The sequence below is a fragment of the Limosilactobacillus reuteri subsp. simiae genome, from assembly GCF_020784875.1.
Lineage (GTDB): Bacteria > Bacillota > Bacilli > Lactobacillales > Lactobacillaceae > Limosilactobacillus > Limosilactobacillus reuteri_H.
In genome coordinates this window covers 55,972-70,911 of sequence record NZ_JAJGUI010000007.1, presented here as the reverse complement: position 1 = coordinate 70,911, position 14,940 = coordinate 55,972, and the positions used below count along the sequence as shown (strand labels likewise).

13 protein-coding genes and 1 pseudogene are annotated in these 14,940 nt (G+C 38.4%); all 14 read left to right on the top strand.

Translation table 11 applies throughout. The features are described from left to right. The first annotated feature begins 202 nt into the window (after window positions 1–202). Window positions 203–770, top strand: a pseudogene (locus LMC10_RS01035) (biotin transporter BioY). Between the two features lie 13 nt (window positions 771–783). After that, on the top strand, window positions 784–1,755 hold the full coding sequence (locus LMC10_RS01030; RefSeq protein ID WP_229268696.1) for a biotin--[acetyl-CoA-carboxylase] ligase: 972 nt from the start codon (window positions 784–786) through the stop codon (window positions 1,753–1,755). A 99-nt stretch (window positions 1,756–1,854) separates the two neighbouring features. Continuing rightward, complete coding sequence (locus tag LMC10_RS01025; protein WP_085719928.1) at window positions 1,855–2,862, top strand: PhoH family protein; 1,008 nt, start codon at window positions 1,855–1,857, stop codon at window positions 2,860–2,862. Then, window positions 2,862–3,341, top strand: coding sequence for an rRNA maturation RNase YbeY (gene ybeY / locus LMC10_RS01020; RefSeq protein ID WP_035159958.1), 480 nt, complete (start codon window positions 2,862–2,864; stop codon window positions 3,339–3,341). Before LMC10_RS01025 ends, ybeY begins: the two co-directional genes overlap by 1 nt. Then, window positions 3,325–3,720, top strand: coding sequence for a diacylglycerol kinase family protein (locus LMC10_RS01015; RefSeq protein ID WP_065532839.1), 396 nt, complete (start codon window positions 3,325–3,327; stop codon window positions 3,718–3,720). Before ybeY ends, LMC10_RS01015 begins: the two co-directional genes overlap by 17 nt. Before the next feature lie 11 nt (window positions 3,721–3,731). Then, window positions 3,732–4,637 (top strand): GTPase Era, encoded by a 906-nt coding sequence (era, locus tag LMC10_RS01010; RefSeq protein WP_229268695.1) that lies wholly within the window; start codon window positions 3,732–3,734, stop codon window positions 4,635–4,637. A 15-nt stretch (window positions 4,638–4,652) separates the two neighbouring features. Next, on the top strand, window positions 4,653–5,438 hold the full coding sequence (gene recO / locus LMC10_RS01005) for a DNA repair protein RecO (RefSeq protein ID WP_229268694.1): 786 nt from the start codon (window positions 4,653–4,655) through the stop codon (window positions 5,436–5,438). Window positions 5,439–5,698: 260 nt separating this feature from the next. Next, window positions 5,699–6,685 (top strand): glycine--tRNA ligase subunit alpha, encoded by a 987-nt coding sequence (gene glyQ / locus LMC10_RS01000; protein ID WP_003665860.1) that lies wholly within the window; start codon window positions 5,699–5,701, stop codon window positions 6,683–6,685. A gap of 1 nt (window position 6,686) precedes the next feature. Next, window positions 6,687–8,762 carry a glycine--tRNA ligase subunit beta gene (gene glyS / locus LMC10_RS00995; RefSeq protein ID WP_229268693.1) on the top strand — a complete coding sequence of 692 codons (2,076 nt, stop codon included), beginning with the start codon at window positions 6,687–6,689 and terminating at the stop codon, window positions 8,760–8,762. Window positions 8,763–8,896: 134 nt separating this feature from the next. Then, window positions 8,897–10,762: a DNA primase gene (dnaG, locus tag LMC10_RS00990; protein ID WP_229268692.1), complete on the top strand. Its 1,866-nt coding sequence runs from the start codon at window positions 8,897–8,899 to the stop codon at window positions 10,760–10,762. A gap of 1 nt (window position 10,763) precedes the next feature. Next, the gene (gene rpoD, locus LMC10_RS00985; RefSeq protein WP_003668124.1) at window positions 10,764–11,906 is read left to right on the top strand and encodes an RNA polymerase sigma factor RpoD; all 1,143 of its coding nucleotides are present in this window, start codon (window positions 10,764–10,766) and stop codon (window positions 11,904–11,906) included. 217 nt (window positions 11,907–12,123) lie between these two features. Continuing rightward, on the top strand, window positions 12,124–13,308 hold the full coding sequence (locus LMC10_RS00980; protein ID WP_229268691.1) for an aminotransferase class I/II-fold pyridoxal phosphate-dependent enzyme: 1,185 nt from the start codon (window positions 12,124–12,126) through the stop codon (window positions 13,306–13,308). Window positions 13,309–13,405: 97 nt separating this feature from the next. Then, window positions 13,406–14,113, top strand: a complete 708-nt coding sequence (locus LMC10_RS00975) for a tRNA (adenine(22)-N(1))-methyltransferase (protein ID WP_324294034.1) — start codon at window positions 13,406–13,408, stop codon at window positions 14,111–14,113. Continuing rightward, window positions 14,100–14,924, top strand: a complete 825-nt coding sequence (locus LMC10_RS00970) for a Nif3-like dinuclear metal center hexameric protein (RefSeq protein ID WP_229268689.1) — start codon at window positions 14,100–14,102, stop codon at window positions 14,922–14,924. The genes LMC10_RS00975 and LMC10_RS00970 overlap by 14 nt, the downstream gene beginning before the upstream one ends. Window positions 14,925–14,940: the final 16 nt, after the last annotated feature.

The following is a 14,940-nucleotide window of genomic DNA, read 5'->3' as shown; positions in this document are numbered from 1 at the left end:
ACCTTCTTTCATGATTTTTGTGGTGAATTGATTGTATAACGAGGGGACAGCAAATGTCTCTTTTTTATACAAAAAATCTGGCATGGAATCTCCATCCATACCAGAAAGTGTATACCCAATTTTTTTGCTCTATAGTAACCCTTATATTGAATTGAGGTTTACTATTGAATATAATTAATGCAAAAATAAAGGATTTACGATGATGATTAGGGAAAAGATAAGTTTATCAATTTATGAAATGACTGTCGTTGCCATGATGGTTGCAATTATTGTTATTTTAGGAGCAGTCCCGGGAATTCCGGTGGGGTTTATTCCGGTGCCAATTGTTTTACAAAACATGGGAATAATAATTGCTGGAGAATTACTTGGGCCAAGATTAGGAACATGTGCTGTATGGCTCTTCTTGTTTTTAGTTGTACTTGGATTGCCACTGCTTTCTGGTGGACGCGGTGGAATGGTGACAATATTAGGCCCAACTGGCGGATATATTTTTGCTTGGTTATTTGTCCCATTGTTGATTGGTTTTAGTCTAAAATTAAGTTGGCATTATGGGATGACACAGGGGATAACTGAATTTCTAATTGTTTGGCTATGGGGTGTAATCTTTGTGGAAGGAGTCGGCGCAAGCAATATGGTTAGCTAATCAATTACATACCACGCTTATTTCTGCCTTGGCTTCCAATGCTTTATTTGTTTTTGGCGATACAATCAAAGCGTTTATTGCCGTCTCAATTACTCGCCGTTTACGACACATTAAGGTTTTTTGTTAAGGAGATGGTTAGAATGGTTCATTCGACGGCACAGAAAATTTTATGGCAATTACTTTCAGCACCAGATTCATGGATTTCTGGAAATGATTTAGCAAAGCGATTTAATATTAGTCGTGAATCTGTTTGGAAGGCCATCAACGGTTTGCGAAAAAACGGAAATAATATTGAAAGTCGTAGAAACCTTGGATACCGTTTTACCGGAAATTCAAGGCTGAGTGCTGATATTATTGATTTTTATACTCATAATCACTTTAAGAATCGTCTTTACGTTGAAAATCAGGTTAGTTCAACTCAAAGCATCGCGAAAGCCTTTTTGAGTCACCACCTAGTTAGTGCGCCAACGGTCTTTATCGCTGATCATCAAACTGCTGGCTATGGAAGACAGGGACGGTCCTTCTACTCTCCGGCAGCAACTGGCTTGTACTTTAGTATGATTCTGCCTAGCCCAACAGACAGACCACTACAAGCTGGGTTAATGACAACGACTTTTGCAGTTTTAATTGGGGGAGTTCTTAAACAATTTTTCCCTACTCAAGACTTTCAGTACAAATGGGTCAACGATATTTATTTAAACCATAAAAAAGTCGGTGGAATTTTGACCGAGGCAGTAGTAGACCTTGAATCAAGAACAACGGCATCCTTAGTAGTAGGAATTGGTTTGAATATAACTACAAAAGAATTTCCGCTGGGCCTTAAAAATAAAGCGACGGGAATAGCACCAGCAGATCGTAATCTTTTAGTCAGCCGTCTTATTGAGACGATTGCTAATAATTATTCAGACTATGATAATCCACAGTATCTTGAGCAATATCGCCAAGGGTCAATGATTTTAGGACAGAAGGTGAACTTGTTAGTAAATGGTGAGGTTATTGCTGGAACTGCTAAAAAAATAGAAAATGATGGTGCGTTAACAATTCGCCTGGCAGACGGAAAAACGAAAACTTTTAATAGTGGGGAAGTAGTTAAAGTTAATTTTGAAAAATAACTTAGATCCCTTAGAAAAGCTTGCAGTGGTGAGGTTAAAAGTGATCTATGATATAATTATCATTAAATAAAGTCTGCTAAATTAAAGGAGATTGTATAGGTGGGAGAACAAAAAACGATTGAACAAACTTTTCAAATTGAAAGTCCAGAAATAGAAGTTGGCTTACTAGGAACACAGGATAAGTTTGTAAGCCTGATTGAACAAGGAATGGATGTTGAAATCCGACCATTCGGTGAAAATCTTAAAGTAAGTGGACAAGAAGAAGACGTTAAACTTACGATCGATGTATTTCGTGCCCTTATTTCGTTGCTAAATCAAGGGATCCGCATCCATAGTACAGATATTGTTAGTGCGATGAAGATGGCGCATCGTGGAACACTGGAATATTTTGCTGACCTCTACAGTGAAACGATTATTAAGGACCGCCGGGGAAGAGCCATTCGGGTAAAAAATTTTGGTCAGCGGCAATATGTTAACGCAATGAAGCATAATGATATTACGTTTGGGATTGGACCTGCCGGAACAGGGAAAACTTATCTAGCAGTAGCAATGGCCGTGGCATCCTTAAAGCGTGGCGAAGTAGAACGGATTATTTTGACACGACCAGCAGTTGAAGCTGGTGAAAGTTTAGGATTTTTACCCGGTGACCTTCGTGAAAAAGTAGATCCTTATTTACGACCAATTTATGATGCCTTAAATGATATTTTTGGGGCTGATCATACGCAACGGTTAATCGATCGGGGGATTATCGAAATTGCCCCTCTTGCTTATATGCGTGGACGAACTCTTGATGGAGCTTTTGTAATTTTAGATGAAGCCCAAAATACGACTAATGCCCAGATGAAGATGTTCCTTACCCGTTTAGGCTTTGGCTCAAAAATGGTTATTAATGGTGATGTTTCACAAATTGACCTTCCTCATGGGACTCGTAGTGGCCTTGTAAACGCGCAACGAATTTTGAATAATATTAAGTCAATTAAGTTTGTTAAATTTAGTGCAGAAGATGTTGTTCGTCACCCAGTTGTAGCACGGATTATTACTGCTTATGAGGACCAAACATCAAAGCGATTAGCAGAAAAAGATAAAGAGACAAAAGAGGAAAAATGATGGACTTGGAAATTTTCGATCAAACAACAGCACAGCTTCCAAATGAACAATTGGAGATGGTAAGGGACTTATTACAGTATGCTGCTAAAGAACTTTCCTTATCAGAAAATACTGAAATGTCCTTAACATTTGTAAATAATCCGGAGATAAAAAAATTAAATGCCCAGTATCGTAATGTTGACCGGGCAACTGATGTTTTAAGCTTTGCCGCAGAAGAAGCGGGAGATGAAACACCAATTATTATGGATCCCCAAATGGCCGCTGAAATCCCTGTTAATCTTGGTGACTTATTTATTTCCATCGATAAGGTAGCAGAACAAGCAAAGTTTTTGGGCCATTCAGTTGATCGGGAGTTAGGATTTTTAGCTGTTCATGGCTTCCTTCACTTAAATGGATATGATCATGAAGAGCCGGCAGATGAAGAAAAAATGTTTAAATTACAACGGGAGATACTAGACGGTTATGGACTCACGCGATAAACATCAAACTGAGAAAAATCATCACTTAATTCAAGCAATGCGTCACGCAATCGATGGAATTATCCAAGTATTACGTGAAGAACGTAATATGCGGTACCACCTTTTAGCGGCCTGCTTAGCCATTATTATGTCGATCTTATTGCATATTTCAGCAATGGAATGGTTATGGATTTTATTGGCAATCTTTGTTGTTTTTACATCTGAATTTCTTAATACGGTTACCGAAGCTGTTACAGATTTGATTGTTGATCACCATTATGAATTAAATGTAAAAAAGGCTAAAGATGTTGCTGCTGGTGGCGTACTGATTTCAGCGATATTTTCGGTTTTGGTGGGTCTAATTATTTTTATTCCCCGTATATTAGCAATTATTAGATAGGAAGTTTTAATATGGATAATCCAAATTATAAGTCTGGCTTTGTGGCAATTATTGGGCGCCCAAATGTTGGGAAATCAACTTTATTGAATTATGTTGTCGGGCAAAAGGTAGCAATTATGAGTAATGTTGCACAGACAACGCGTAATAAGATTCAAGGAATTTATACAAGCCCAGAAGCACAGATTATTTTTATTGATACGCCAGGAATTCATAAACCATCTACTAAATTAGGTGATTTCATGGAAAAATCAGCAATGTCAGCATTAGATGAAGTGGATGCTGTCTTATTTGTTGTGAGTGCAACTGAGAAGCGCGGCCCTGGTGATGACTTTATTATTGAACGCTTAAAGAAAGTTAATCAGCCAATCTTTTTAGTTGTTAATAAGATTGATCAAATCAATCCTAATGATCTGCCTGAAATTGTTGACCAGTATAAAGGTACCCTTCCATTTAAGGGGATTGTGCCAATTTCGGCTTTGCAGGGAAATAATGTGAATAACTTAATCAATGACATTATTAAGATCCTTCCTAATGGTCCGCAGTATTACCCAGCTGATCAAGTAAGTGACCACCCTGAACGCTTTGTAATTGCAGAAATGATCCGTGAAAAGGTCTTTTTGCTGACGAGACAAGAAGTGCCGCATTCAGTGGCTGTTGATGTAACATCGATAAAGCGTGAGGATGAAAACCATATTCATATCTCGGCCAATATTATTGTTGAACGTCCTGGCCAAAAGGGAATTATTATTGGTAAAGGTGGAAAAATGTTGAAAAAGATTGGGACAATGGCCCGGCAAGATATTGAAAGATTACTTGGTGACAAAGTATTTCTTCAACTATGGGTAAAAGTTGTTCCTGACTGGCGTGATAAGTCTGCAATGCTAAAAGACTATGGTTATCGGAATAAAGACTATTAAAAGGATGATGGTTACATGGCACGCGTAACCACACAATTTACTGGGATCATTATGTACCGACAGGATTATCGTGAACGCGACCTATTAGTAAAAATGCTCACTGATAAGATTGGGCCAGCAATGTTTTTTGTGAAAAATGCTAAAAAACGTGGCTTTCGGATGACTGCTGATATCCTGCCATTCACCCATGGTACATACATTGGCTCACTTGATGAAAATGGCTTAAGTTTTATTAATACAGCAAGTGATACTAGCCAATACAAGAATATTGCAAGTGACATTAGCAAAAATGCATATGTTACGTATATTTTGGCATTAGTTGACAGTGCTTTTAATGACGGTCGAAGCATTGGTGGTTGGTTTAATCAAGTTGCTGCAGCCTTAGACTTAATCGAAAAAGGATTAGATGAGCAAATAATTACAAATGTTATTGAAACCCAGCTGTTAGTCGCTTTTGGTGTAGCACCAATTTGGGATCGGTGTGTTGTTTGTGGCCGCAATGATCTGGCTTTAGACTTCTCTGAACAATATGGAGGGATGCTTTGTCAGAATCACTGGTCACTTGATGAACATCGTCTTCACCTTGACCGTAAAACTGTTTATTATCTCCAACAGTTTGCCACAATTAACTTGCAGAAATTGAATTCTATTCGGATTAATCCAACTACTAAACGACGCCTCCAACAAGTCTTGGATACTCTTTATGATAACGAGGTTGGACTAAACTTGAAGGCGAAACGGTTCATTAGACAAATGAATAAGTGGGAACAAAATATCGGAAAGTTATCAATGAACGATTGACATTTGTAAAATATTTTTCTATTATAAGAGCGTGTTTAATTGAATATTGGCAATGACAGAGATTATGGATAAACCAAATCAGCGATCAGGGGATAGTGCAAGCCTTGTAGTTTATTTATCCTTGGCACTCTAACAGCCGCTTAAACTAAGCTGTTTTACAGAGATGTAAAAAAGTAGGGTGGAACCGCGATTAACTTCGTCCCTACAGTATCAATTATTTGATACTGTAGGGACTTTTTCATTGAAAGGAGAAGTAAAGTATGACGAAAAAATTAACCGTGCAAGATATTATCTTTACATTGGAACAATATTGGGCAGATCAAGGCTGTATGTTGATGCAGGCGTATGATAACGAAAAGGGTGCGGGGACAATGAGTCCTTACACTTTCTTGCGGGCAATTGGTCCTGAACCATGGAATGTGGCTTATGTTGAACCTTCACGGCGGCCTGCTGATGGTCGTTATGGTGAAAACCCAAACCGGCTTTACCAACACCACCAATTCCAGGTATTAATGAAGCCTTCTCCTGATAATATTCAAGAATTATACTTAGGAAGTTTGAAAAAGTTAGGAATTGATCCTTTAGAACACGATATCCGGTTTGTTGAAGATAACTGGGAAAACCCTTCAATGGGCTGTGCCGGTGTTGGTTGGGAAGTTTGGCTTGACGGAATGGAAGTTACTCAATTTACTTACTTCCAAGTCGTTGGAGAGTTGCCAATGAGCCCAGTGGCCGCCGAAGTTACTTATGGACTTGAACGGTTGGCTGAATATATTCAAAACGTTGATTCAGTTTATGACTTAGAGTGGGCGGATGGTGTTCTGTATGGTGATATCTTCCAAGAACCTGAATATGAACATTCTAAGTATGCGTTTGAAGAAAGTAACCAAGATATGCTTCTGCAAGACTTTAATGATTACGAAAAAGAAGCTAAACGTTTAATTAAGCTTGGATTGGTTCACCCAGCTTATGATTATGTTTTAAAGTGTAGTCATACCTTTAACTTGCTAGATGCGCGTGGTGCTGTTTCGGTTACCGAACGTGCTGGTTACCTTCACCGTATTCGAATTATGGCAAAATCAATTGCAAAAGCCTTTGTTGAAGAGCGGCGTAAACGTGGCTTCCCACTGATTCATGACGAAGCAGTTCGCCAAAAGACAGTTGAAGAATATACAAAAAAAGCGGAAAAGGCAAAGGAACGGGCCGCAAAGCAAGCAGCTAAGAAAGCACAAAAGGGGGAAAAGTAAGATGGCAAATACATACTTATTAGAAGTCGGTGTTGAAGAAATGCCTGCTCACGTTGTAACACCAAGTATTAAACAGTTACACGAACGAGTAGCAAAGTACCTTAAAGAACAACGGATTACTTTTGATGATATTCAAGAATTCGCTACTCCACGACGGATGGCATTACAAATCCATGGCTTAAGTGATAAGCAACCTGATATTGATGAATCAGTTAAGGGGCCTGCAAAAAAGATTGCGCAAGATGCTGATGGTAATTGGACCAAAGCTGCAATTGGTTTTACCCGGGGACAAGGTGCCTCTGTTGAAGATATTGAATTCAAAGAAGTAAAAGGCGTTGAATATGTTTTTGTTGAAAAGCATATTGCTGGAAAAACTGTTGCTGAAGTTCTTCAAGGATTGCCAGCAGTTATTACTTCGATGACATTCCCAACCTTGATGAAGTGGGGCTACAATAACTTACAATTTATTCGTCCGATTCGGTGGCTAGTTTCATTATTAAATGATGAAGTCGTTCCATTTAATATTTTGGACGTTGAAGCTGGTCGAGAAACACAAGGCCACCGGTTCTTAGGCCATCCGGTTGAAATTGCTAAGGCTGATGATTATGAGGAAACCTTAAATAATGATTTCGTTATTGCTGATCAAACAAAGCGAAAGAATTTAATTAAGGATCAAATTACTAAGATTATTAATGAGAACAACTGGCAAGTTGATTGGGATGAGGACTTACTAGAAGAAGTTAATAACCTAGTTGAATGGCCAACTGCCTTTGCTGGATCTTTTGATGAGAAGTACTTAGCATTACCTGACCCGGTCCTAATTACTTCCATGAAGGATAACCAACGATTCTTCTGTGTACGGGATAAAGATGGTAACCTCTTATCGCACTTTATTTCTGTTCGCAACGGTAACACAGACTACCTTGATAATGTTATTAAAGGAAATGAACGGGTTCTTGTTCCTCGTCTTGAAGATGCTCAATTCTTCTATCAAGAAGATCAGAAGTTGACAATTGATGAATATGTGGAACGACTTAAGAAAGTTAGCTTCCATGATAAGATTAGTTCAATGTATGACAAAATGCAGCGGGTTGCAGTGATTGCGAATGTTCTTGGTAAGCAACTAAATCTTTCAGATGAAGAACTAGCAGACCTTGATCGAGCAGCACATATTTATAAATTTGACCTTACTACGCAAATGGTGGGTGAATTCGCAGAGTTGCAAGGAATTATGGGTGAAATTTATGCTAAGCTATTCGGTGAAAAAGATGATGTTGCCACAGCTATTCGTGAACACTACATGCCAATCTCTGCAGAAGGAGAATTGCCACAAACTAAGATTGGTGCGGTCTTAGCAATTGCCGATAAACTTGACAGTATCATGAGCTTCTTTGCAGTTGATATGATTCCAAGCGGTTCAAATGACCCTTATGCTTTACGTCGGCAGGCATTTGGAATTGTCCGGATCATCGCCGATCGTGGTTGGAATCTTCCATTATTAAGTATTCAATCAGAAATTGCCCCTGCCTTTGAAAACGCTGAAATCAATGTTTCCTTTGATTTAAATAAAAATAGTGATGAAGTCCGTTCATTCTTCTTGGACCGGATTAAGCAATTATTCCATGGTCAAAAGGTTCGTCATGATATCATTGATGCAGCTACCGATACTCGTCAAAATGATATTGCTAATATCCTTGAAGCTATTCAAACTATCGACGATCATAAGGACGATGATAGCTTTAAGGAAGATATTGAAGCTCTTACCCGGGTATTACGGATTGCAAAGAAAGATAATCGTCCAGTTAGTGAGCTTGCAGTAGATCCTAATTTATTTGAAAATCCATCTGAGGCCAAGATGCACACAGCTGTTTCAGAATTGATTAAAGAAGATCAACAGACAGTAAGTGAAAACTTCGCGGCTTTACGGACTTTAACACCAATAATTAGTGAATACTTTGATGAAAATATGATTATGGATAAGAATGAAGACATTCGTAATAATCGTTTGGCCCAATTAAGTATTTTGGCTCATCAAGCATCATTAATTGGTAACTTGGATAACTTGATTGTAAAATAAGACGTTTTAATTGTATTGCTGCTAACTTGTGGTATTATAGATACTAGTTAAATATAAAAATAGGTGGAGGTCGCATTCCGTTAGGTTGCGACCTTTCATTTCGTTGCTGTTCGCTTACTAAGTGAGGTGGATCAATGGCAAAGATACCGCGTAATGTAATTGATGAAATACGAAATTCAGTTGATATTGGTGATGTAATTGGGCGCTATGTCCAACTGCATCAGGCTGGAAAAAATCTAATTGGGTTATGTCCCTTTCATGATGAAAAGACCCCCTCTTTTTCGGTGAATGAGGAAAAACAATTTTTCTATTGTTTTGGATGTCACCGGAGCGGAAACGTATTTCAATTTTTGATGGAGTTAAAGCATATCGATTTTGTCGATGCGGTTAAGGAGATCGCTAACGATAGTAATATCAAGATTCCTGAACAATATGTTAGCGTTCCGGCTAAACCATCAAATAACGAGAATCGACAGCTGTTTGATCTTCATGATAAAGCAGCTAAACTTTATCACCATATATTGGTAAATACACCGGCTGGGCAAGTTGCACTTAACTATTTAAAAAAACGGGGAATGAGTGAAGAACTGATTGAGCAATTTGGCTTAGGCTATGCTCCTGATCAGCGAATCTTAAAGCCGTTCTTCCAGCAGCAAAAAGTTGATTATCAATTGCTAAGAAAAAGTGGACTTTTTAGTGAAGACCAACAGGGAGAGTTGCGAGATCGGTTTATTGAACGGATAATGTATCCGATAAAAAATGGTCAAGGGCAGGTAATTGCTTTTTCTGGTCGATTAATCGATACTAGTAAAACAAATTTACCTAAATATTTAAATAGTCCTGAGACACCAATTTTCAACAAACGACGGACATTATTTAATTTTGATGTTGCACGAAAAGCAGCCCGCAAAGATGGTCGATTATACTTATTTGAAGGATTTATGGATGTAATCTCGGCCTTTGCTGCAGGGATCGAAAATGGAATTGCTTCAATGGGAACTAGTTTTACCGAAGAGCAAGTAGCGATTATTGGTCGAGCAACTAGACAATTAGACATTTGCTACGATGGAGATCAACCGGGACAAAATGCAATTGACCGTGCAATTAGCCTCGTTAATGATCATCGACCTAATCAGTTGCAGGTAAAGGTTGTCCAATTGCCGGCTGGGATCGATCCAGATGAATATGTTCAAAAGTATGGTCCACAGCAATTCAATGCCTATCTTACGAATAAGGAAGAAACAACAACAGAATTTTACCTGCGCTTTTTAAGAAATGGGAAAAATTTAGATAATCAGAATGAACTAATGCAATATCTTAACCAAGCGCTGAAGGTAATTGCTCAGGTTCAAGCTCCCTTAGAAGAAGATATGTACTTGCAACGGTTGGCAAGTGAGTTCAAGTTAGATCGACAAACCTTAAAAACGCAGTTAGATCAATTGCGACAACAACTAGGAATTCATAATCAGCCATGGATTAAGCAACAGCCTTCACTAGCTCGTCATCAACAGTTTCAACAAACTAGTGAAGAAGAACAGCAAAAAATTAAACTTAGTAGGACTGAATTAGCGGAACAGATCTTATTAAGGTACATGCTATATGATCGTGAAGTATGGATGCATGTGACAGCAGATCACAATTTTCATTTTGCACATGAGAAATATCAAACTTTGTATTTATTAGCAGCAAGTTATTTTTCTGAAAATGGATCGTATTCAACTGCTGACTTTCTTGATTATTTAGATGAAAGTAGTTTACAAGGTACTCTTGGGCAAATTGAGAATTTAAACGTTGACCAAGAAGTTGATATGCGAGCAATTGATGATTGTATCCATATGATCGTAGAACAAACACCGTTAGCTGCGCAAATTGCAGATAAGCAAGCCCAGTTAAAAGAAGCTAATTCATTGCATAATACAGAATTAGCTACGCAATTAACGATTGAACTGGTAAAATTATTAAAGCAGCAGCAACGCTTAAAAACGGAGGAGACTAATTAATATGGCAAAAAGCAAGAAAAAAGACATTGTTATTTCTAACAGCGCCGATTTTGACCAACAAGAATATGACACCGCAGTTGGTAAGTTAATTCGTAATTACAAGAAGCAAAAGCAGATTGAATACGATGAATTAACTACTAAAATTGCTAAACCATTTGAATTGAACGCTGATGGGATTGACAATTTACTTCAAAATATTGAAGATGCCGGAATTAGTGTTGTCGATGAAAATGGGGATCCAGATCCTCGTGCTTTAAAAGCTACTGAAAAATTCTCACAATCTGCTATGAAGGATACATCAGCTCCAACTGGAGTTAAAATTAATGATCCTGTGCGGATGTATTTGAAGGAAATTGGTCGTGTAAATCTTTTGACGGCTGATGAAGAAGTTCAGCTTGCTTTACGGATTGAAAAAGGTGATGAAGTAGCTAAACAAGAATTAGCTGAGGCTAACTTACGGTTAGTTGTTTCAATTGCAAAGCGTTATGTTGGCCGTGGAATGCAGTTTCTTGACTTAATCCAGGAAGGTAACATGGGACTTATGAAAGCCGTTGAAAAATTCGATTATCGGCGAGGATTTAAGTTCTCTACTTATGCTACCTGGTGGATTCGTCAGGCTATTACACGGGCAATTGCTGACCAAGCACGGACAATTCGGATTCCGGTTCATATGGTTGAAACTATTAACAAATTGATCCGGATTCAACGGCAATTACTTCAAGATTTAGGACGTGAGCCGTTACCCGAAGAAATTGGTGCAGAAATGGATATGCCAACTGAAAAAGTACGGAATATTCTTAAAATTGCCCAAGAACCAGTTTCGCTTGAAACGCCTATTGGTGAAGAGGATGATTCTCATTTAGGGGACTTTATTGAAGATCAAGATGCAACAAGTCCAGCTGACCATGCTGCTTATGAAATGATGAAGAAGCAACTTGAAAATGTGCTGGATACGTTAACTGATCGTGAAGAAAATGTTCTGCGGCTTCGTTTTGGGTTAGATGATGGTCGGACACGGACCCTTGAAGAAGTCGGAAAAGTCTTCGGGGTAACGCGGGAACGGATTCGGCAGATTGAAGCTAAGGCGCTCCGGAAATTACGTCACCCATCACGTTCTAAGCAATTAAAAGATTTCTTAGAATAAAAATATTCTCCATTTAATATATATACGTAAAAAAGATGAATTTACACTAAAAAAAGTAGTTTAAGTTAATTAATTATCTTAAGCTACTTTTTAATTTTATTTAAAATAAATGAGAGAAATCTTATTTTTATATTGAAAACATTTGATTGTTCGGGTAAAATTTTTATAAAGCGTTTTTTAAATCTATTATAAATAAAAATTGAGGAGAGATCGAACAATGCCAGAATTATCTGCCGATTTATATGGAACTGTTAGTCACAAGTTAGATGCGTTACAGCCATCAGGTATCCGTGAATTCAATAAAGAAGTTTCAAAGATCCCGGGGATTATTAAATTAACATTAGGAGAACCAGACATGGCAACTCCTGAACACGTTAAGCAAGCAGCCATTAGAAGTATTGAGGAAGATGATTCTCACTATGCTCCTCAAATGGGAAAGCCAGAATTACTTGAAGCAATCAGTGATTATATTCAGAATACTCGTGATGTGCACTATGACCCGCAAACGGAAATAATTGCGACTGTGGGAGCAACCGAAGCCCTCGATGCAACCTTATTTGCAATTCTTAATACTGGAGACAAAGTTGTGGTTCCTACCCCGATTTTCTCTCTATATTTCCCATTAATTGAAATGACAGGAGCAACAGTTGTTCAGGTTGATACTTCAGCAGATAATTTTGTTCTAACTCCAGAAAAGCTTGAAGAAGTTCTTGAAGAAGAGGGAAAAGGCGTCAAAGCCGTTATCCTTAACTACCCAAGTAACCCAACTGGTCGTGAATATCCTCAAGAAGTTCTAGCAGGATTAGCTGAAGTAATTAAGAAGCATCATTTATATGCGATTGCTGATGAAATCTATAGCGAACTAGTCTATGGAGTAGAGCACTATTCAATTGCTACCATGATTCCAGAGCGGACAATTTTTATCTCTGGACTCTCAAAATCTCATGCAATGACTGGTTACCGTTTAGGATATGTTGCAGCTCCGGCTAAGATCATGGCTAATATTTCAAAGATGCATGCTTTCTTAGTCACAACAGTAACTAATAACGTTCAAGTTGCAGCAGCTGAAGCACTGACAAATGGTTTGGATGATCCATTAGAATTTCGAAAGATTTACCAGCATCGCCGTGATTTACTCGTTGCCGGTCTTAAGAAATTAGGCTTTGAAATGTTAACTCCTGAAGGGGCCTTTTACCTCTTTGCTAAGATTCCAGCCCAATTTGGAACTGACGATGTTGCCTTTGCAAAGCAGCTTGCTAAAGAAGCAAAGGTTGGAGTAACACCAGGTAGTGCATTTGGTAAGGGTGGCGATGGTTATGTTCGTCTGTCATATGCCTCCTCTGATGAAAACCTAACAGAAGCCATTAAACGAATTGGTGAATTTTTAAACCATCTTGCATAAATTATAAGGAAGTAGGAATAGGACTCCTAAGTGGGTGCTACCTTACTTCCTCTTTTTGTTATAATTAATTTATTAAATAAATAAAGGAATGATTTTTGTGGATGAAAAGCACTTATCAGCACGTCTAGCATGTGTTGCTTCCCTTGTTTCAGCAGGTGCGCGGGTGGCTGATATTGGTTCTGACCATGCGTATTTACCAGCAGCATTAGTGTTAGATGGTAAAATTGATTTTGCAATTGCTGGAGAAGTAGTAAAGGGTCCTTATGAAAATGCCGTTCATGAAATAAAAGACCACCAATTAGAAGGCCGGGTTATCCCACGGTTGGCAGACGGTTTAGCAGCGATTGAACCAGCAGATAAAGTCGATACAATTACGATTGCCGGAATGGGCGGGAGTTTGATTGCTTCGATTTTAGAGAAAGACAAGAATAAGTTAACAGGAATTAAGCGACTGGTCCTTCAACCGAATGTAGGGGAAAGTCAATTGCGTGAATGGTTAATGAATAATCATTACCAAATAATGACCGAAAAAATAATTGAAGAAGACAATCATATTTATGAAATTATCGTTGCGGAGCCATCAGTTGTCCCATTTAGATACAGTAAGTATGAGCTTGATTTTGGACCATTTTTATTGGAAAACAAAGGGCCTGTTTTTAGGAAAAAATGGCAAGAATATCTTCAACGTGAAGCCCATGTTATTGATCAGATGCAAAAGGCTCAACAGCCACCAGTAAAAAAGATTAATGAGATAAACCAGTTTTTATCACAAGTAAAGGAAGCGATCGCCGATGACAACCGGTAACCAATTAATTGCGCGTTTTGAAAAATTTGCTAATCCGCAACTAGCAGAAAAATGGGACCATGTTGGCCTGCAAATTGGCAATCCAGATCTCCCAATCACTCGCCTAATGACCACCCTTGATGTTCGCCCAGAAGTGGTTGATGAAGCAATTGAACAAAATGTTGACTTTATTTTTTCTCATCATCCCATTATGTTTCACCCAGCAAAGAATCTAGATACGCGGGATCCGCAAAATGCAATGTACGCTAAACTTTTGGCGAATAATATTACTGTTTATGCAGCTCATACTAATTTGGATACTGCTAATGGCGGAATGAATGACTGGTTAGCAGATCAACTTCACCTAACTAATACTGTACCTTTAGTGCCAGCAGGAAATGATCCAATAAGCGGTAAACCAGTTGGGATGGGGCGTGTTGGTGAGCTGAATGAACCATTAACACCGCAAAAATTTGCAAATTATTGTATGGATGTTTTTGCCATCCGCGGATTACGGTTAATTGTCAACCCGCTTGACCAAAAGAGAGAGATTAAACGTGTTGCAGTACTTGGTGGTGCTGGTCAAGATTTTTATCAACAAGCTCTTGAAGCTGGAGCTGATGCTTATGTCACTGGAGATGTAAGTTACCACTTTGCGCACGATATGATTGCTAATCACCTTGTTGTTATTGATCCTGGACATCATATTGAAGTGGTAGCTGCCCACCAGCTTGCTAACTTAATCACCCAGTGGAAGAATGAAAATAATTGGCAGTTTGAGGTGCTAGAGAGTAGAGTTAATACAGAGCCGTTTACTTTTATTACTAAATAGGTTTTAGATAAGGAGA

Coding starts and splice junctions, on each gene's coding strand:
- LMC10_RS01030 (WP_229268696.1), top strand. CDS start 784: ATGGTTCATTCGACGGCACAGAAAATTTTATGGCAATTACTTTCAGCA.
- ybeY (WP_035159958.1), top strand. CDS start 2,862: ATGGACTTGGAAATTTTCGATCAAACAACAGCACAGCTTCCAAATGAA.
- glyQ (WP_003665860.1), top strand. CDS start 5,699: ATGACGAAAAAATTAACCGTGCAAGATATTATCTTTACATTGGAACAA.
- rpoD (WP_003668124.1), top strand. CDS start 10,764: ATGGCAAAAAGCAAGAAAAAAGACATTGTTATTTCTAACAGCGCCGAT.
- dnaG (WP_229268692.1), top strand. CDS start 8,897: ATGGCAAAGATACCGCGTAATGTAATTGATGAAATACGAAATTCAGTT.
- LMC10_RS01015 (WP_065532839.1), top strand. CDS start 3,325: ATGGACTCACGCGATAAACATCAAACTGAGAAAAATCATCACTTAATT.
- recO (WP_229268694.1), top strand. CDS start 4,653: ATGGCACGCGTAACCACACAATTTACTGGGATCATTATGTACCGACAG.
- era (WP_229268695.1), top strand. CDS start 3,732: ATGGATAATCCAAATTATAAGTCTGGCTTTGTGGCAATTATTGGGCGC.
- LMC10_RS00980 (WP_229268691.1), top strand. CDS start 12,124: ATGCCAGAATTATCTGCCGATTTATATGGAACTGTTAGTCACAAGTTA.
- glyS (WP_229268693.1), top strand. CDS start 6,687: ATGGCAAATACATACTTATTAGAAGTCGGTGTTGAAGAAATGCCTGCT.
- LMC10_RS00970 (WP_229268689.1), top strand. CDS start 14,100: ATGACAACCGGTAACCAATTAATTGCGCGTTTTGAAAAATTTGCTAAT.